The sequence below is a fragment of the Streptomyces sp. NPDC085900 genome, assembly GCF_044540925.1.
Lineage (GTDB): Bacteria > Actinomycetota > Actinomycetes > Streptomycetales > Streptomycetaceae > Streptomyces > Streptomyces gilvifuscus.
In genome coordinates this window covers 161,813-180,024 of record NZ_JBITSP010000007.1, presented here as the reverse complement: position 1 = coordinate 180,024, position 18,212 = coordinate 161,813, and the positions used below count along the sequence as shown (strand labels likewise).

Below are 18,212 nucleotides of genomic sequence, written 5' to 3'. Positions count from 1 at the left end.
TGACTCCGAGGAACCCGTCCAAGCACGCCTGACGGTCATCGCCCCCGCTTGGGCGGACAGCATCTACCGCGCATAAATAACCACAATGAATGAAAATGGGCGAAACGGACGCCAAGACCACGGAGGCGTGGCGATGCGCGGCAACGCCGAGGACGACGAGGGCTCCGTCGTCGAGGACTACGACGACGAACACGGTGACGAACTCGAGGCCGAGGAGAGTGCCGAGTACGCCGATCCCGAGGCCTACGACGAGGAGGACGCAGCCGGTGCGAGCCCTGACGTCTTCCTCGACGTTCCGATCCTGAAGGTCGACGAGATCGACCTGGACGTCGAGGATCTGCGGGCGCATGTCTCGCTGCAGGCCGAGGTGCTGGATCTGCTCAAACTGAATGTGGGCGCCGACGTCTCGCTCGGCCGGGTGCACCTGGGCATCTCGGGCGTCGAGGCACAGGCCCAGCTCAAGGTGCGTCTCCACCACGTCGCACAGATCATCGACCGAGTGCTCACCACGCTCGACCGCAACCCGGAGATCCTGCACGAGCTGGCGCGTGGAGTCGGGTCCGCCGTGCAGGATGTCGGCAGCGGCGCCCGTCAGGCCGTCGGGGAGCTGGGTACGGGTGCCGGAGCCGCCGTACAGGAGGTCGGCCGGGGCGCCGGAACCGCTGTACAGGATGTCGGTCAGGGAGCCGGGAGGGCCGTTCAGGACGTGGGGCAGGGCGCCAGGGCTGCTGTTCAGGACGTGGGCCGGGGCGTCGGCTCCGTGGCGGAGGATGTCGGTCAGGGAGCCGGGAGGGCCGTTCAGGACGTGGGCGGTGGTGCCGGGCGCGCGGTGGAGGATGTCGGCCATGAGGCGAGCCGGACCGTCGGAAGCGCCGGTGAGGCGGTGGGCAGCGCCGCCGGGAGCGCGGCCCGACAGGCCGCGGGTGTGACGGAAGCGGCAGGCGAGACGGTACGGGGCGGCGGCGACGCCGTCGCGGACGCTGCCGAGACGGCGAACCCCACAGCTGAACAGACCGAGCGCGCTGGGCCGCGTGCGGCGCGCAAGGGCGTGGAGGGAGAGCGGGGCCGGGCCGGCCGGAGTCAAGGCGGCACCCGCACGCGCCGGGTGCGCGGCGAGGACGGCAAGCTGCCGCCGAGGTCCAGTCGCCCACGTACCGCCAGGGAGCCGGAGGAGCCTCCCTGAACGCGAGGGGCGGGAGCCGGGAGCCCGGCGGGGGACATCCTTTTCCGGTCGACGGTCCACGCCGAACGGCTCCGCTTCAGGCAGGAACCCCAGACAGACGTCCGCTTCCCCGGCACCGGAAAGCGGGAGTCGACGAGCCACAGCGACCGCACCCACCTGCCGGACCCGGTCATCCCCGGTCAGGAATACCGGGACGTCACCGTCGCCTACTACCTTGCGACCCGGCTCACCGGGGAACCGGAGGCCGAGCGGAGCGGTGACGACAGAGCACGACGTTCGGGGCCATGATCTTCGTGGCTGGCGCCAAATTGGCTGGCAAAAGTCGTGGAGCCGACAGCCCCAGCCCCAGCCACAGCCACAGCGGGGTTCTCCCCTTCGCATGGCCGCGCTCGCCGTCTGGTTGGTGGCCTGGTGGGGGATCAGCGGGCCGCATGAACGTCCGCGCATCTGGCAGCGTTGGCCACCTGCCACCGCAACCACGATCCGGCCTCTTTCGGTGACACAAAGCGTCTTTGGCCTGCACCGTTGGGGATCACCGTTCGTTCCCGTGCCCGTGTTGGAAGGTGGCGGCGACCCGGGCGGCGCCGCCGAGTTGGTGCGGCCCTCGGTTGATCCGACCTACTGGTGTAGGCAACCGGGTGGCAAGGGGGCGGCGTGGCCCCGGAAGCGGGGCGTTGAGGTCCGCCAGCAGTTGCGTCTTTCCCCTCCTGAGGCCGGATGGTGGTGGCGGTGGCATGTGCGCCGAAAGCGGCCATTGATGCGCTGGACGGAGTCGCATGCCGAGCAGGCCGCGGCATCGCTGTCCTCTTCCGCTTCTACGCGAAGGCGATTCACCGCAGCCGGCAGCGCGCGAACGATGCAGATCCAGCGTGTCCTTGAAGGTGCTGAGGAGTAGCAAGCCCACCTGCGGCCACGGGGCGTCACCCCACCTGCTGAGGAGAGGTGACGCCTCCGCCTTCACCCAAGTGCTCCGGCTCGGCCGTCGCTCGAAACCGGCCAACCGGGAACCTGCGCATCCGTCTCTCCATCCTCATAGTCGCTGTGTCCCGAAAGCCGCACCGACCGACCAACGGGCGGCGGGACCCATCACAGGGGGAAGGAACCCGACTCTTGCGCAACAAGCTCGGCCGTACGATCACCGGCGCAGCAGTGCTCGCCCTCACCGCCGCCGGCGCCGTCACAGGAACAGCGCACGCCTCTGCAGACGTTCCCGACGCCACCGAGGCCATTACAGAAACAGCGAACGCCTCCATAAGCGCTGCCGACGACTCCTCCACAGACGTTGGCGACAACACCTCCGCGGCGGTCGCCGACTCCGTGTGGACCTCAAGAGGGTGGCCCGCCCCTTCAGCCGATCCACACCTTCCCGACGCGAATGGCGACATCCCCGCCGACCAGGAGGAGGAGCCGCAGCCGCTCATCGATGAAGGCATCTATCGCCCTGACGCCGACCCGGCCTCCGCGTCGCCAGATTCGGCAGATTCGGCAGCCGCAGCCGCAGCAATCAGCGGCGACGGAACGGCCAACTGGGCGTACAACAACCTGGACACTAGGTGGGAGTACAGGACGGACTGCGCGAACTTCGTCTCGAAGGCTCTGTACCACGGGGGCGGGATGAAGATGCGCCCCGGCGGCCGCAAGGCAGATAACGCTTGGTGGCAGGGTAGGTACGGGTTTGGCAAGAGCTGGAGTTGGACGAGCGCGGACTACCTCCGGCGGCACGTGACCAAGTGGCGGAACGGCGCGATCCAACCGCACGAGTACAACGCCAAGGTGGGGGATCTCGTCTTCTTCAAGTGGAAGAGGGAGAGGGTTTATAACCACGTGGCGATCGTCTACTCCATGGTGCAGGGGCACGCGGGGATCGTGCAGCATGGCCTGAAGAATCAGACCACTCTCAGCGAAGTGATCAATCGGTACAGTCACACCTCGAACCCGATCGAGAAGGTCACGATCGTCAGGCCCAAGACCCGCTAGTAGCAAGGAACATGAGATGCGCAGGTTGAAGCAGAGCCCTGCAGCGGCCGGATGGATGGCAGCAGCAGTGTTGCTGACGTCTGGATGTGCTGTTCTCGACAGCAGCTCTGCTGATGCCAGAGGGCCGGGCGCGTCCTACGAGCAGGCGTACGCCGACCACGAGCCGTTGCACGTGGTCGGCTACCCCTCCACCGGCTCGTTGCTGGTGATGCAAGAGCTCGTGTGGGACATCGCCGACGGCAAGACGGCTGAGCTCCGCAAGCTGGCGACCAGTGACAGCAGCGATGCGGTAGCCCAAAAGACCGCCGAGAACTGGATCAAGGGCTTCGGAGCCGGCGCCCGCGGCAAAGTGACAGGCGATTTCTATGACGACGGTTCAGAACGCCAAGTCGTGGTCCTGTACTTCCATGGCACCCACCAGGTCAAAGACTTCACCGTTCGACTCGACGGCGATACGGGCAAGGAGGACTGGCGGCTTCTGATGAAGTCAACCGATTTCAAGGACGCCACCCAAGCTCCCAGCTGGGCGCCGAAGAAGCCGGGAGGAACCGGCTCCACCATGAAGAACAACAACTGATCGCATGGGCACCCGAGGCCCCCGCCCTCCGGAACGAGCCGGAGGGCGGGGGCTTTCCCCTTCCCATTTCATCTCCTACGTCATGCCCGCGCCGTGCGCGGGCCCGCAGTTCCAACCCGCTGTCGACGATGAGGTCTTCGGTCCAGCACTCGCACCAGTAGCCCCGGCGGGCTTCGTTCTTCAGCACAGGTGGTCTCCCCGTCGGGTGCCGGTGAACAGTTCCGCGGTGACTGTGTAGCCGCCCTCGCTGCCGTGGACGATGACTCGGTGGGCGAGTGTGGTGACCATGCCCAGGCCCTCGATCACGCCGTCGTCCACCATGGATACACCAGCTACATGCGCGACTACGAGGTCATCGTCCACGTGACGGCGGATCCCCACGCCGACGTCGAGCCGGCGTATCTGCGGTATCTCTTCCGGTACTGCGTTGAGGCCCGGTGCGAATCGTCCGTGCTGCCGGAGACGTGGCGTGTCTCTTTGGACGACCGCCTCCAGGTGCGAAGGTCCTCCCGCAGTCGGAAGCGACCCGTCGTTGGGCGCAAGCCGTGGGGATCGACTTCCATGAGGTTCGCATCGAGACGAACGCGGACCACCTCACCCTGCTCTTTTCGGACCTGCAGGTCAGCGAGGTGCCGGACGGATACGTGCCCTTTCCGACGGAGTAGCGGGTATCCCTTCCGCCCGACGAGCTGCCGAGTGGAGGTAGTGGCACGCGTGTGGCACGGCCCCGAACACGACGAAGGGCCAGCCTGGGAGGAAACCCTCCTGAGCTGGCCCTTTTCCTGCGCCCCCGGCAGGATCCGAACCTGCGACACCCGCTTTAGGAGTTCGATCAACGCCCGCCCCTTGGGCCGTCGTCGGTAGGTCCGACGGTCGTCCGAAGATGTTGCTGTATGCCGCCGTCCGGCCCTGTTGATGTCGGAGTTGGATGTCAGCGAAACAGCTGGTTTGCGTACGACGACAACGGCGCCGTTCACCGTCGGTGAGACCGGTGCCCGCCCGTGCCGATGGGTGTTGCCGGATCAGCCTGTTCCGCGCCCGCGTTCGGCCTCGACACCTCCAACAGCTTCTCGACGAGCCTGCGCGCCCCCGGACCGGGTCCCGCATCAGATCGGGCGCCTTGCTTTCGGGCCTCGCAGCCTGAGCGGTGCGCGGGTGAGCGGCTGCCATGTCCACCGAGTCCTCGTGCGGTCACCGCCCCGGTGACCTGTACGACGGCTGTGACGTGTCTCACCGGAACTCGCCCGCGCCGTACGTCAGTTCAAGACGTGACCACAGATATGCGAACCCGGGTGCGAAACGGAGATCCGGACGCCTTCGCGGAGCTCTTCGACGCGTGCGCCCGCGCGGTGTACAACCACGCCTTCCGGCTGACCGCCGACTGGTCGCTGGCCGAGGACGTGCTGTCTACGACCTTCATGGAGGCGTGGCGGCGCCGGGACTCGGTCGAGGCCGAAGGTGGCTCGCTGCGGCCGTGGCTGCTGGGCATCGCCACCAACGTCGCCCGCTCCCACCACCGCAGCAACCGCCGCTACCGCAACGCGGCGAGCGCCGCGGCCGCCGCGCACGCCGCCGAGGAACGGGTCGAGGACCATGCCGAGGAGACCGCCGGACGCCTGGACGACCGGCGCCGTATCAACGCCACACTCGCCGCCCTCAGCCTGCTCAAGCGCCCCGAGCGCGAGGTGCTGACGCTGTGCCTGTGGGAGGGGATGGAGTACGCCGAGGCGGCCCGCGCCCTGGGTATCCCGGTCGGCACCGTCCGCTCCCGCCTCTCCCGCGCCCGCTCCAAGCTGCGCAAGCTCGCCGATGCGCAACTGCTCGGAGAAAAACGGGAACCCACCCGCACGAACCGGCAGACAACAGGTGATCGCGGATACGCGGTCCGGTCCGCACAGGAAGGAAACCGATGAACGCCAGCCCCTCCCACCGGCCCCACCCGGCTGAGTGGACGGAGACGCAGAGTCTGCTGCCCTCCGCCGAGCGGGATCTGCCGGCGGGCCGCCACCAGTTCCACAAGGAGCAGATGATGGCCCGGATCCACGAAGACCTCCGCACCTCCTCTCGTACGTCCGCCACCTCTCCGGTCGCGCCCGTGAAGCGCTCGAACCCGTTCCTGCGCCGTACGATCCTCCTGCCCGCCGCGGCCTTCGCCCTGGCCGGCGCGGTCGCGGGCGGCCTCGCCCTCACCGGCGGCGGAACCGACGGCGGCAGGACCGCCCTGGCCACCGGCCCCGCACTGACCACCAGGATCGGCGTCGCCGACCCCAAGGGCGCCCCACAGCTCCTCGAACGCATCTCCCTGGCCGCCGCCGACACCTCCGCGCCCACCCCGCGCAAGGGCCAGTACATCTACGTCGCTTCGAAGGTGGCCGACAGCTACATCAAGACCGACGGCGACAAGCGCGAGGCGGTCAGCAACGAACTGCACTCCCGCCAGGTCTGGAACTCCCTCGACGGCAGGGACGGCTGGCTGATCGAGGCCGGCGAGACCAGCGACAAGGGCATCACCCTGAAGAGCGACACCCCGTTCAGCGGCGCCTACGACGCCCTGGCCGCGCTGCCGACAGACCCCGACGCGCTGCTGCAGCGGATCTACCGTGCGTCGGACGCCAACCGGGACCCCGAAGTCCCGCGCGACCAGGCCGCCTTCGTCGCGATCGGCGATCTGCTGACCGAGAGCTATCCGCCTGCCGAGGTCGGCGCCGCCCTCTACAAGGCCGCGGCCAAGATCCCCGGAGTCGTCTCGGTGGATGACGCGGTCGACGCCACGGGCCGGCACGGGGTCGCGATCGCGCGGCAGAACGACACCGACGGCGAGCGCACCGAGTGGATCTTCGACAAGAAGACGCTGCGGTTCCTCGGCGAGCGCATCGTGGTGGTCAAGGCCACGGCGGGCAATCCCCTCAAGGTCGGTACCGTCACGCACACCAGCGCGATCACCGAGCGCGCGGTCGTCGACGCCGCCAAGCAGGTCCCCGGGCAGGTGAGCTGAATGCGCGACAGAACCGCAAGCGCCTCGCTGGCCGCCCTGCTGGTGGCGGGGCTGATGACGGGCGTCTCGGTGGCGGCCACGGGCTCCGGCCTCGGCTTACGGACGCAGGACACCGCCACCGTCGCGGCGCCCGCCGGCTCCGCCTCCGCGGCCGGCCGGTACGTCACCCTCCTCACCGGCGACCGGGTCCGGTTGGACGCCCGGGGCCGGGTTACGGGCGTACGGCGGGCACCGGGCCGTGAGCACGTCCCGGTGTCCGTGCGCGGCGTCGGGGGCGATCAGTACGTCGTTCCCGCCGACGCCGCCGGGCTGATCGGCCAAGGCGTCCTGGACATGCGGCTGTTCGATGTCAGCGGCCTGATACGCGCCGGCTACGACGACACCCGGCGCGGCACGCTCCCGCTGATCGTGTCGTACGAGGGCAAGTCCGCCCAGCGCAGGAGCACCCAGAAGTCACTGGTCGCGGACGCGGACGCCACCGTGAGCCGGGAGCTGCCCAGCGTGGCGGGCGCCGCGATCACCGTGCCCAAGGCCGGGGCCGACGACATGTGGCAGGCCCTCACCGAGGAGCAGGGAGTCGCGCGGGTCTGGTTGGACGGCCGGTTCAAGGCGCCGGCGGACGAAGACGGCGCAAAGGCCGGGGAGGCGGGCGGCGTCGCGCAGATCGGCGCCCCGGCTGCCTGGGCGGCCGGATACGACGGCAAGGGAGTCAAGGTCGCCGTCGTGGATACCGGCGTCGACACCACACACCCGGACCTCGCCTCGGCGGTGAAGGCCTCGAAGGACTTCACCGGCACCGGCAGCACCGACGACATGGCCGGCCACGGCACCCATGTGGCCGCGACGCTGGCGGGCTCGGGCGCACGGTCCGGCGGCCGGTACAAGGGCGTCGCGCCCGGTGCCGAGATCCTCAACGCCAAGGTGCTGGACGACAGCGGCGAGGGCAGTGACTCCAGCGTCATCGCCGGCCTGGAGTGGGCCGCCGGGCAGGGCGCCAAGGTGGCCAACCTCAGCCTGGGCCAGGAGGACACCCCGGGGGAGGACCCGGTCGAGGCGGCGGTGAACGCCCTCTCGAAGAGCACCGGCATGCTCACCGTCGCCGCGGCCGGCAACGAGGGCCCGGACGTGGGAACCATCGACTCGCCGGGGGCCGCGGAGTCGGCGCTCACCGTGGGCGCCGTCGACGGCGAGGACCGGCTCGCCGACTTCTCCAGCACCGGCCCGACCGCCGACAGCGCGCTGAAACCGGACCTCACGGCGCCGGGCGTGGACATCGTCTCGGCGAGGGCGGCGCACGGCCACATGGGCGACCCTGCCGCCGACGGCTACGTCTCCATGTCCGGTACGTCGACGGCGACGCCGCATGCCGCGGGGGCGGCCGCGATCCTCGCCCAGCGGCACCCCGACTGGACCGGCGCACGGATCAAGCAGGCGCTCACCGCGTTCACCACCCCGACCACCGGCGCGACCGGCTACCAGCAGGGGACGGGCCGGGTCGACGTGTCCCGGGCACTGGAGGGGGCGGTGGCGAGCGAACAGACCTCCGTGTCCTTCGGCAAGCAGCGGTGGCCCCACACCGACGACCGGCCGGTCACCCAGCACATCACCTACCGCAACGACGGCGACCACTCCGTCACCCTGGACCTGGCGGCCACCGCGACCGGCCCCGGAGGCAGCACGGCCCCCGAAGGCATGTTCACGCTGAGCACCACACAGCTCACCGTCCCGGCGGGCGGCACCGCCGACGTCGATCTCACCGCGGACACCCGCGTCGAGGCGGCGGACGGCGCCTACTCGGGCACGCTGGTCGCCACCGCGCGGAACGGCGCCGAACCCGCTGCCGTACGGACCGCCTTCGGCGTCGTACGCGAGGCCGAGGCACACGACCTCACCCTGAAGTTCCTCGACCGCGGCGGCCGGCCCGTGAGCGCGCCGCTGACCGAGATCCTCGGGTACTCGGGCACGTACTGGACCACGAACCTCGAGGACTCCGAGCAGATCTCCAAGGGCGTGTACCGGGTGCGGGTCCCGCGCGGCGACTACGTCGTGGACACCCTGATGGAAGACGCCAGGGGCACGTCCGCGCTGGTCCGGCCGCAGCTCTCGCTGACCGGGGACACCACGGTCGTCTTCGACGCGCGCAAGGCGAAGCCGGTCGGGATCACCGCGCCGCAGGGCGCGAAGATGTCCGACGGCCAGCTCAACCTCGCCGTGGGCACCGGGGACACCGGGAGCGAGCCGCACAACACCACCCTGTTCCTGGGGGCGTTCAAGAACCTGCGCACCGCGACCCTGGGACCGACCGCCCCTCCCGGGAGGCTCAGCACGCAGCTCGGCGGCCTGTGGCAGAAGGGCAGCACCACCTACCACCTGCTCCACAACCTGCCCGACCGCTTCCCCACCGGCTATCGGCACACCACGCGCATGAACGAACTGGCCCTGCTGAAGCGGAACTTCGGCTCGTCCGTCGCGCACCGCAAGGGCATCGTCAACGTCCTGTGGAGCGGCCCCACCCTGTCACTGGGCACGGTGAGCGACCCCTTCCCGCTGCCGACGACCGCGAAGATCTACGTCACCACGCCCAAGGGCTTCAAGTGGACGGCCAACCTGGGCCAGCGAAACGCCTCCGGAGACGACGAGGACGTCTTCTACGGCACGGAGAGCGCGAAGTCGTACCAAGCGGGCCGGACCTACGCAGCCACGTACAACGTCGGTGTCTTCAGCCCGATCACCGGCGGCCCGTACGGCGCACAGCGCGACGGCGACACCCTCGACCTGTGCGTCCCCGACCTCGCCGACGGGACCGGACACCCCGCCTACTCCACAGCGAAACGCCACACCACGGTCACCGCGGACGGCAGCACCCTGCTCGACAACGACGGCGACCTCTGCCAGACCGTGGAGAAGCTCCCGTCCGTCCCGGCCCGCTACACGATCCGAACGAACCTGACCCGCCCGCCAGGCGTGGCCACGACCACGAGCCGCCTGACAGCGGCCTGGACCTTCACGTCCAGCCCGTCCGACTCCGGCTCGCTGCCCCTCTCCACGGTCCGCTTCCACCCGAAGCTGACCCCGACCGGCACGGCCCCCGCAGGCCGCCGCACCACGATCCCCCTCTCCCTCCAGGGCCCGGCGGCCACTGACCTGAAATCCCTGACGGTGAAGGTCTCCTACGACGCCGGCAAGACCTGGTCCCCCGCCCCGGTGACCACCACCCACGGCAAAAGGACCCTCACCCTGACCCACCCGGAAAACGCCCGCTCGGTCTCCCTCGAATCCACCCTGACCGACACCACCGGCAACACCTACGCGGTGACGATCCTGAACGCATACCTCCTGACCTGACGTGGCCCGGACACTCCTCGACGCGGTCACGCACCATCTGGAGCACTTCGCCGCTGCCGACCGAGACACACGTCTTCGTCGATCCGCAGAGGCGGGCAACTGCGGCGGAGGGACGACTGGGGGAAGGCTCGGAAGGCTGCGGGTGTCACGGCCGAGTTGCACTTCCAAGACCTTCGGCACACGGGCAACACGCTCGCTTCGACGGCAGGAGCCGGCACCCGGGAGCTGATGACGCGCATGGGCCACAGCAGCTCCCGAGCCGCGCTGATCCACCAGCACATGACCAGCGACCGGGACCGGGCCATCGCCGACCGGCTTGGCGCCATGATCCGGGGCGGCGGGGGAGTGGCCACCCCCGAGCCCTCTGAAAAGGATCGGACGGGCTCGTAGTGGCATGGATGTGGCAGGGCGCCTGAAACGGCCAAGGGCCAGCCTTGGAGGAAACCCCTCCTGAGCTGGCCCTTATGTCTGTGCCCCCGGCAGGATTCGAACCTGCGACACCCGCTTTAGGAGAGCGGTGCTCTATCCCCTGAGCTACGAAGGCGCGGTCGTGGCCGTGAAGGCCACAGGCGTCAGCGTACCGGATCTGTTCCGGGGAACGCTCGATCTTGTCCCGGGGGAGCGGGAAGCCCCGTAAAACGACCCCGTCACCCCTGCGAACCGCCCCGTCACGTCACCGCCACCCCAATGAACCCCCGTCACACCACCGCCACCCCCGTGAACCGCCCCGCCACCCGCAGGTCGCCCTCGATGCGGTCCGCCGCTGCGCGTAGCTCGGGGAGGATGTCCCGTACGCACTCCTCGACCGTGTGCCGTGCCGCGTGCATGGCCACGTTCAGGGCTGCCACCACCCGGCCGGTGCGGTCCCGTACCGGTACCGCGATGGACCGCAGCCCGTCCTCCAACTCCTCGTCGACCAGGGCGTATCCCTGCGCCCGGACCTCGTCCAGCACGTGCCGCAGGGCGGCGAGGTCCGTGACCGTGTGCCTGGTCAGTGGCCGCAGCGGTGCCAGGGCGCGCAGCTCGCGCTCGCGCTCCGGGCCGGTCAGGTCCGCCAGCATCACGCGCCCCATGGACGCCGCGTACGCCGGCAGCCGGGTCCCCACCGTGATGTTCACGCTCATCACCCGCCCCGTCGCCACCCGGGCCGTGTACTGGATGTCCCGGCCGGACAGCACCGACAGCGACGTCGACTCGTGGACCCGCTCCGAGAGCTCGGTCATGTGCGGCAGCGCGATCTCCGGCAGCGAGGTCCGCGACAGCGGCGGAAACCCCAGTCCCAGTACCCGCGGCGTGAGTTCGAAGACGCGGTCCCTCGCTCTCACCAGCCCGAGGTGCTCGTACGTGATGAGCGCCCGTCGCGCCGTCGCTCGCGCGAGCCCCGTCGCCTGGGCCACCTCCGTCAGGGTCAGCGCCGCCCGGCCCTCCCCGAAGGCGGTCAGCACCGTCAGTCCACGCGCCAGGGACTCCACGAACCCCCGGCCCAGTTCCTGCTTGGACGCGCCGGTCCAGGTCGCCAGGCCCGACGGGGGAGGCGCGGTGGCACGCACCGGCGTACGCAGGTCGTTCTGCATGCCCCGCACCGCCTCCCGCAACCGCGGCAGCAGCGTCTCGCGCAGATCCGCCGCCGTGTGTCGGCTGGTGTGGCTGACAACGCTCGCCGCGCACGCGATCCGTCCGGTACGGGGATCCCGAACCGGGACGGACACCGCGACCAGCCCCGGTTCGATCAACTGGTCGTCCAGCGCCCAGCCGCCCTCGGCCGCCGCTCGTACCCGCCTCTCGAAGTCCCCCTCCATATAAGCCACTTGGCGCGGTGGTACGGCCGCGAAGCCGCTGTCCTCCGGATCCGCGGCCCGCCGCGTGCGCCAGGCCCGCCACTCCGGCTCCCGCCACTCCGTCGCGAACAGCGCGCCCGGCGCGGTGCGTTCGGTCGGCAGCAGGTCGCCGATGCGGAAGCTGAGGGACATCGCGCGGCGGCGGGTGGCCTGGTGGATGAAGCGGATGCCGTCGCGGTCGGCGACCGCCAGGGACACGGACTCGTCCAGTTCGTCGGCCAGGACGTCGGCGCGTTCGGCCAGGAGCGACGGGAGGCGCAGCGCCGCCAGGTACGCGTTGCCGAGCTCCATCACGCGAGGCGTGAGGATCGCGTCGCGGCCGTCCAGGCGGACGTAGCCCATGCGGGCCAGTGTGGAGGTGATGCGGTCGACCGTGGAGCGGGCCAGTCCCGTCGTCCGCTCCAGCGCGCTCAGGCTCAGGGTGCCGCCCGCCTCCGTCAGCGTGCGCAGCACGGCGACCCCGCGGATCAGCGGCGTGACCGCCTCGTCCGGCACGCCGGCGTCGGAGACGGTGTCGAGGGCGGGGTTCGCGGGTGGCATCGGCTCTCCGGTACGGCGGTCAGGGCAGCCCTACCGTAAACGGCACTCCCACCCTCCCGCCGTCCCTTCACCTCGCCGCCGGTACGCCGGAAGCCGTCCGCCCCCCTCGCCGCCGCCCCCAAGACCCCGCCCCCCTCCTCACCGCCGCTCCACCACCACCCGATACTCCCCGTCAGCCTCCGCCCCCGCCCCGGCCCCGGCCCCCGACCCCACCCCCGCCACCTCGATCCGCACCCCCCTCTTCGTGTCCTTGAAGACATCCCCGACCCCGAACGGCGCGTCCGACAGTTCCGCCTGCACGTTCGGGCTCCGGGTGCAGCCCCCGCTGTCCCGCCGGGAGTCGTACACCGTCACCGGCCCCATCCCGGTGTCGACGTCCGCGTCGACCCGGTAGATCAGTACTCCCGGCCGGCAGACCGCCTCGTCGTTGCCCGCGCGGGTGCGGACCTCGACGGCGTAGCCCGTCCGGGGGCCGAGGGGGACGAAGATCAGTTTCGGGCCGCCCGCGCGCTCCAGGGGCGTCAGGGCGTACGACATCGTCCCGGGCGTCGCCGCGCAGGCGACCTGGGAGGCGTCCAGCCAGCCCAGTTTCCACTTGTGCCAGCCCAGGAGGTCGTTGTTGGCACCCCAGTCCTCGCTCATGATGTCCCAGTGGCCGACCGCGCCCCCGCCGTCCTGTGTGTAGAGGTCGGGGAGGCCGAAGACGTGGCCGTTCTCGTGGGGGAGTACGCGGTAGCCGGTGCGGCTGTAGGAGCCGGAGCCGTCGTCCTGCCGGGAGTAGACGAAGGAGGCGTTCGCCACCGGGACGCCGTCGGCGACCGGCGCCTCCGTGTTGCCGGCGAAGGTGACCGACAGGACCGTGTCCAGCGCCGAGGGGCCCGCGTTCGGGGTGATCAGGACGTTCAGGAAGTCGTAGTCGCGGAAGTCGACCTTGGGGTCGGCCGCGCCGACGATGTCCTGGACCAGGTCGCGGTAGCCGGGGTCGAAGGGGGCGCCGCGTTCTATGCCGTACGCCTTGAACGGCTTGGGCATGCGCAGCCAGTGCCGGATCGGTGCCTCGGGGCGGTAGTCGAGGCGGCCGTAGGAGGCGGTGCGGAACCATTTCGCGGTCTGCGGGAAGAACTCGCGGTAGCGGTCGAGCGCGTCGCCGGGGCCGGGGGCGTCGGGGAAGTCGACCATCAGGGTCAGGGCGTGGACGGTGCCCGTGGAGCGGGAGTAGCCGGTGGAGGTCGGTACGCCCTCCGACATCTGGACGGTGTGGCCGCCGCTGATCATGCAGGGGCCGAAGGCCGAGCCGCGGGCCGCCGCGATCGGGCCCGCCCCGGCCGCGCTGGCCGGTGCCCGCAGGTGCCCGCTGCCGGCCGAGGTGCTGACCGCGAGGACCAGGGCGGTGACGGATGCGAGGGCGGCGACGCGGCGCGGACGTATCCGACGGCTGAGCTGCATGCACGGGCCCTTCGTCCATGGCAGCCGCCGGTGTCAGGCTGCGCCCTTTCGATCACCCTCGGTCGCGGGGTGTGCGGGCGCTCGCTGGAGGAGTCCGAACGTGGGGTCGGGCGGGGAGCCGGCCGCCATGAAGCCGCAGAGGCCACGGCGAAGCCGTCAGGGGATGGGATGCGGTAGCTGCCAGGGAATGGGATGCAGAACCCGTCAGGGGAATGTGACGCAGGTCACGTCACTACTTCTCCTCAACCCGAAATAACCGGGGAGCGTCTCCCCGTTTAGTCAGGTGTCCGAGCGAAACGGGGACTGCTTCCCCGGATCGCACCCAACAGATTTCCCAGGAGTCCACCGTGACCGCCACGACGACCGCGAAGCCCGCGCAGCGCAAGGTGACCCGGCCGCGTGCCGACGCCCTGCGCAACCGGGAGCGGATCGTCACCGCCGCCCGCGAGATGTTCACCGAGTTCGGCCCGTACGTGCCGCTCGACGACATCGCCCGCCGGGCCGGCGTCGGCAACGCCACGGTGTACCGCAACTTCCCCGACCGCGACGCGCTCGTCCGCGAGGTCGTCTGCTCCGTCATGGACCGGACGTCGGAAGCGGCCGAGCAGGCGCTCGCGGAGACCGGGGATGCCTTCGAGGCGCTCGAGCGTTTCGTGCACATCGCCGCCGACGAGCGGATCAGCGCGCTGTGCCCGATGGTCCAGAGCACCTTCGACCAGAACCACCCCGATCTCGAAGCGGCCCGTGAGCGGTGCGAGCAGATCGTCGAGTCGCTGATGGACCGTGCCAAGGAGGCCGGCCAGCTGCGGACCGACGTCGGCGTCGGCGACCTGATGGTCGTCGTGGCCCAGCTCAGCCGGCCCCCGGCGGGCACGGACTGCCTCACCAACGACCGCTTCGTCCACCGCCATCTGCAAATGTTCCTGGACGGACTGCGGGCCCCGGCCCGATCGGTCCTGCCGGGCACGCCCGTGACCGTGGAGGATCTGCGCCGGCCCTGCGATTAGTTCCGCCGTTCCCGACGGTCAGCACTCCCGGAAGCCGGAGCTCCCGGACGGTCGGCACACCGAACGTGACACATACACACAGCATCTGAGACGCACCACCGACTGACCGGTTCTCGCGCCAGGCGAGCCGTCCCCTTACGACACCGTTTTTCCGTCACGAAGTCCCGAAGTGGGTACTCCCATGTCTGAAACAGCCGCAAAGGCTACCGGCAGCACCCCAGGTGCCGCCGATTCCAACCGCTGGAAGGCGCTCGTCTTCATCGCGCTCGCCCAGCTGATGGTCGTCCTCGACGCCACCATCGTGAACATCGCGCTGCCCTCCGCCCAGGCCGACCTGGGCATCTCGGACGGCAACCGGCAGTGGGTCGTCACGGCCTACGCCCTGGCCTTCGGTGGCCTGCTGCTCTTCGGCGGCCGGATCGCCGACCTGTGGGGCCGCAAGCGCGCCTTCGTCATAGGTCTGACCGGCTTCGCCGCCGCCTCCGCGCTCGGCGGAGCGGCCACCACCGGCGCCATGATGTTCGGCGCCCGTGCCCTGCAGGGCGTCTTCGGCGCCATGCTCGCGCCCGCCGCGCTCTCCCTGCTCGCCGTGATGTTCACGGACGCCAAGGAGCGTGCCAAGGCGTTCGGCATCTACGGCGCGATCGCCGGTGGTGGCGGCGCCGTCGGCTTCATCCTCGGCGGTGTGCTGACCGAGTACCTGGACTGGCGCTGGACGTTCTTCGTCAACATTCCGTTCGCCATCGTCGCCGCGCTCGGCGCGTACTTCGTCATCCGTGAGCCGGAGGGCGGCCGCAACCGCAACCCGCTCGACATCCCGGGCGTGCTGCTGTCCACCCTCGGTCTGGTCTCGCTCGTCTACGGCTTCACCCGCGCCGAGTCCGACGGCTGGGGCGACTCCCTGACGATCGGCCTGTTCGTCGCCTCCGCGGTGCTGCTGCTGGCCTTCGTCGTCACCGAGGCCAAGGTCAAGGCCCCGCTGCTGCCCCTGCGCGTGGTCACCGACCGCAACCGCGGCGGCATCTACCTCTCGCTCGGTATCGCGATCATCGCGATGTTCGGCACCTTCCTGTTCCTGACCTACTACCTGCAGGTCATCAACGGATACTCGCCGATCAAGACGGGCTTCGCCTTCCTGCCGATGATCGCGGGCATGATGATCGGCTCCACCCAGATCGGTGCCCGGCTGATGACCCGGGTCCCGGCCCGGGCGCTGATGGGCCCCGGCTTCCTGGTCGCCGCGGTCGGCATGCTGCTGATGACGCAGCTCGAGATCGGCTCGTCGTACGCCTCGACGATCCTGCCGTCGATGCTGCTGCTCGGTCTCGGCATGGGTACGGCGTTCATGCCGGCCATGTCCCTGGCCACGCTGGGCGTCGAGCCCCGTGACGCCGGTGTCGCCTCCGCGATGGTCAACACCTCGCAGCAGGTGGGCGGCGCGATCGGCACGGCCCTGCTGAACACGATCGCCGCCTCCGCGACGACCGCGTACATCAAGGACCACATCGGCTCCGCGACCTCCAAGTCGCAGGCGCAGCTGGTGCAGATGCAGGGTGCGGTGCACGGCTACACCAACGCGATCTGGATCGCCGTCGGCATGCTGGTCCTGGCCGCCGTGGTCGTCGTGACCCTGGTCACCGCCGGCCGCCCCGGTTCGACCGCCGTGGCCGGATCCGAGGAGGGCGTCGAGGACGAGCTGGCCGTGCCGGTGGTCGCCCACTGACGGCGGCCGCCCGGCCGTACCCCTTCGGAACCACTCGTACGTAGGAGGAAGGGGACGCCTCATACGTACGACCCCAGGATCTGCCCTGGTTTCGCTGAGTGAGCGGCTCAGCGGAGCCAGGGCAGGTCCGCGCCCGCCTCGTCGGGCTGCAGCCCCTCGGCGACGATCTGCATGATCTCGCCGAGGGTTTTCTGCTGTTCGGGGGTCAGACGGTCGAACACCGCCTGCCGTACGGCCGTGACGTGGCCCGGCGCGGTCCGCCGCAGCACCTCGTGGCCCTCCTCGGTCAGCACCGCGAACTGGCCCCGCTTGTCGGAGGGGCAGTCCTCGCGGCGCACCCAGCCGTTCTTCTCCAGGCGGGCGATGGCGTGGGAGAGGCGGGAGCGGGTGATCTTCGCCTTCATCGCCAGCTCCGTCATCCGCAGCCGGCCCTGCGGGGCCTCGGCGAGGCCCACGAGGAGGCCGTAGTAGACGTGCGGCATGCCCGCCTCGCGCTGGAGCTGGCGGTCGAGGTGGTCCTCCAGGAGCGTGGTGGCGTGGACGTAGGAGCGCCAGACGCGCTGTTCCTCGTCGGAGAGCCAGTGGGTGTCCGCGGGGGGCTCCTGTGCCGCGGGGGTGGGTGCAGCGGAGGTGGGTGCCGTCTTCATGCATCCACTGTACGAGACCTCTCCTTGAAATTTAAACAAATGAAGCGTACCGTCTTTTCATAGAGTTTTAGATTTCAACCATCGGGAAGCATCGGGAGTCACCGTCATGTCCGCCGAAACGCTGGAGCGCATGCCCGCCCTCTACCTCAGCCACGGCGCGCCGCCCCTCGCGGACGACCCCGTCTGGCCCGGCCAGCTCGCCGCGTGGTCCGCCGACCTGCCCCGCCCCAAGGCGATCCTGATGGTCTCCGCCCACTGGGAGGAGGCCCCGCTCGCCCTCGGCGCGGTGGACACGGTCCCGCTCGTCTACGACTTCTGGGGCTTCCCCGAGCACTACTACCGGGTGCGGTACGAGGCCCCCGGCGCCCCCGAACTCGCCGAGTCCGTCCGCAAGTTGCTGCGCGCGCCGGGCATGCCCGTGCAGGACATCCCGGACCGGGGGCTGGACCACGGCGCGTACGTCCCGCTCGTCGAGTTGTTCCCGGCCGCCGACATCCCCGTACTGCAGATCTCCATGCCGACGCTCGACCCGGTCAAGCTGATGGAGATCGGCCGCAAGCTGGCGCCCCTGCGTGACGAGGGCGTGCTGATCGTCGGCTCCGGCTTCTTCACCCACAACCTGGCCGCGCTGCGGCACGTCGGTCAGGGGGTGCCCGGCTGGTCGGCCGAGTTCGACGACTGGGGGCACGGCAGGCTGGAGGACGGCGACGTCGACTCGCTGCTCGACTTCCTGCACAAGTCGCCGGCCGGTCGGCTCGCCCACCCGCGCACCGAGCACTTCGCCCCGCTCTTCGTCACCATGGGCGCGGCGGACGCGGCCGGCGAACTGGACGCGCAGAAGTCGGTGATCGACGGGTTCTGGATGGGGCTGGCCAAGCGGTCTGTGCAGTTCGGCTGACCGCACCGGGCGCGCAGCCCTGCCTACAGCGGAGCC

At 70.2% G+C, this 18,212-nt stretch carries 12 protein-coding genes, 1 tRNA gene and 1 pseudogene; 9 read left to right on the top strand and 5 right to left on the bottom strand.

The genetic code is table 11. From position 1 onward, the window contains the following. The first annotated feature begins 133 nt into the window (after positions 1-133). From ACIGDI_RS24790 to ACIGDI_RS24780, 3 genes are all read left to right on the top strand, one after another. A complete protein-coding gene (locus ACIGDI_RS24790) occupies positions 134-1,183 on the top strand; it encodes a hypothetical protein (protein WP_399900402.1) in 1,050 nt (349 codons plus the stop codon). A gap of 1,110 nt (positions 1,184-2,293) precedes the next feature. Continuing rightward, positions 2,294-3,160 carry an amidase domain-containing protein gene (locus ACIGDI_RS24785; protein ID WP_399900399.1) on the top strand — a complete coding sequence of 289 codons (867 nt, stop codon included), beginning with the start codon at positions 2,294-2,296 and terminating at the stop codon, positions 3,158-3,160. Between the two features lie 16 nt (positions 3,161-3,176). Continuing rightward, positions 3,177-3,737 (top strand): hypothetical protein, encoded by a 561-nt coding sequence (locus ACIGDI_RS24780; RefSeq protein ID WP_399900396.1) that lies wholly within the window; start codon positions 3,177-3,179, stop codon positions 3,735-3,737. A gap of 180 nt (positions 3,738-3,917) precedes the next feature. Here the strand turns inward: ACIGDI_RS24780 and ACIGDI_RS24775 are convergent. Next, positions 3,918-4,034, bottom strand: a pseudogene (locus tag ACIGDI_RS24775) (ATP-binding protein); the annotation flags it as partial. A gap of 971 nt (positions 4,035-5,005) precedes the next feature. Between ACIGDI_RS24775 and ACIGDI_RS24770 the strand changes: the two are divergent. From ACIGDI_RS24770 to ACIGDI_RS24760, 3 genes are read left to right on the top strand one after another with little or no spacing between them, the layout of a single operon-like run. Beyond that, positions 5,006-5,650 (top strand): RNA polymerase sigma factor, encoded by a 645-nt coding sequence (locus tag ACIGDI_RS24770; RefSeq protein WP_399900393.1) that lies wholly within the window; start codon positions 5,006-5,008, stop codon positions 5,648-5,650. Then, complete coding sequence (locus ACIGDI_RS24765) at positions 5,647-6,732, top strand: CU044_5270 family protein (RefSeq protein WP_399900390.1); 1,086 nt, start codon at positions 5,647-5,649, stop codon at positions 6,730-6,732. Before ACIGDI_RS24770 ends, ACIGDI_RS24765 begins: the two co-directional genes overlap by 4 nt. Continuing rightward, the gene (locus ACIGDI_RS24760) at positions 6,733-10,077 is read left to right on the top strand and encodes a S8 family peptidase (protein WP_399900387.1); all 3,345 of its coding nucleotides are present in this window, start codon (positions 6,733-6,735) and stop codon (positions 10,075-10,077) included. Between the two features lie 471 nt (positions 10,078-10,548). On the opposite strand, the gene ACIGDI_RS24755 is transcribed toward ACIGDI_RS24760, so the two are convergent. The 3 genes from ACIGDI_RS24755 to ACIGDI_RS24745 form a co-directional block, all read right to left on the bottom strand. Next, positions 10,549-10,621, bottom strand: a tRNA-Arg gene (locus ACIGDI_RS24755). Between the two features lie 154 nt (positions 10,622-10,775). Continuing rightward, complete coding sequence (locus ACIGDI_RS24750; protein WP_399900384.1) at positions 10,776-12,455, bottom strand: IclR family transcriptional regulator C-terminal domain-containing protein; 1,680 nt, start codon at positions 12,453-12,455, stop codon at positions 10,776-10,778. A 138-nt stretch (positions 12,456-12,593) separates the two neighbouring features. Further along, a complete protein-coding gene (locus ACIGDI_RS24745; protein WP_399900381.1) occupies positions 12,594-13,901 on the bottom strand; it encodes a M6 family metalloprotease domain-containing protein in 1,308 nt (435 codons plus the stop codon). Between the two features lie 347 nt (positions 13,902-14,248). Between ACIGDI_RS24745 and ACIGDI_RS24740 the strand changes: the two genes are divergently transcribed. Continuing rightward, positions 14,249-14,908 carry a TetR/AcrR family transcriptional regulator gene (locus tag ACIGDI_RS24740; RefSeq protein ID WP_307825975.1) on the top strand — a complete coding sequence of 220 codons (660 nt, stop codon included), beginning with the start codon at positions 14,249-14,251 and terminating at the stop codon, positions 14,906-14,908. A gap of 181 nt (positions 14,909-15,089) precedes the next feature. Continuing rightward, complete coding sequence (locus ACIGDI_RS24735) at positions 15,090-16,631, top strand: MFS transporter (protein ID WP_399900377.1); 1,542 nt, start codon at positions 15,090-15,092, stop codon at positions 16,629-16,631. A gap of 107 nt (positions 16,632-16,738) precedes the next feature. On the opposite strand, the gene ACIGDI_RS24730 is transcribed toward ACIGDI_RS24735, so the two are convergent. After that, the gene (locus ACIGDI_RS24730; protein WP_399900374.1) at positions 16,739-17,278 is read right to left on the bottom strand and encodes a MarR family winged helix-turn-helix transcriptional regulator; all 540 of its coding nucleotides are present in this window, start codon (positions 17,276-17,278) and stop codon (positions 16,739-16,741) included. Between the two features lie 106 nt (positions 17,279-17,384). Between ACIGDI_RS24730 and ACIGDI_RS24725 the strand changes: the two genes are divergently transcribed. Then, positions 17,385-18,176, top strand: coding sequence for a dioxygenase (locus tag ACIGDI_RS24725; protein WP_399900371.1), 792 nt, complete (start codon positions 17,385-17,387; stop codon positions 18,174-18,176). Positions 18,177-18,212: the final 36 nt, after the last annotated feature.

Excerpts from the sequence above, each read along its gene's own strand:
- ACIGDI_RS24745 (WP_399900381.1), bottom strand. The coding sequence starts at position 13,901 with ATGCAGCTCAGCCGTCGGATACGTCCGCGCCGCGTCGCCGCCCTCGCA.
- ACIGDI_RS24730 (WP_399900374.1), bottom strand. The coding sequence starts at position 17,278 with ATGAAGACGGCACCCACCTCCGCTGCACCCACCCCCGCGGCACAGGAG.
- ACIGDI_RS24765 (WP_399900390.1), top strand. The coding sequence starts at position 5,647 with ATGAACGCCAGCCCCTCCCACCGGCCCCACCCGGCTGAGTGGACGGAG.
- ACIGDI_RS24735 (WP_399900377.1), top strand. The coding sequence starts at position 15,090 with ATGTCTGAAACAGCCGCAAAGGCTACCGGCAGCACCCCAGGTGCCGCC.
- ACIGDI_RS24780 (WP_399900396.1), top strand. The coding sequence starts at position 3,177 with ATGCGCAGGTTGAAGCAGAGCCCTGCAGCGGCCGGATGGATGGCAGCA.
- ACIGDI_RS24725 (WP_399900371.1), top strand. The coding sequence starts at position 17,385 with ATGTCCGCCGAAACGCTGGAGCGCATGCCCGCCCTCTACCTCAGCCAC.
- ACIGDI_RS24750 (WP_399900384.1), bottom strand. The coding sequence starts at position 12,455 with ATGCCACCCGCGAACCCCGCCCTCGACACCGTCTCCGACGCCGGCGTG.
- ACIGDI_RS24760 (WP_399900387.1), top strand. The coding sequence starts at position 6,733 with ATGCGCGACAGAACCGCAAGCGCCTCGCTGGCCGCCCTGCTGGTGGCG.
- ACIGDI_RS24790 (WP_399900402.1), top strand. The coding sequence starts at position 134 with ATGCGCGGCAACGCCGAGGACGACGAGGGCTCCGTCGTCGAGGACTAC.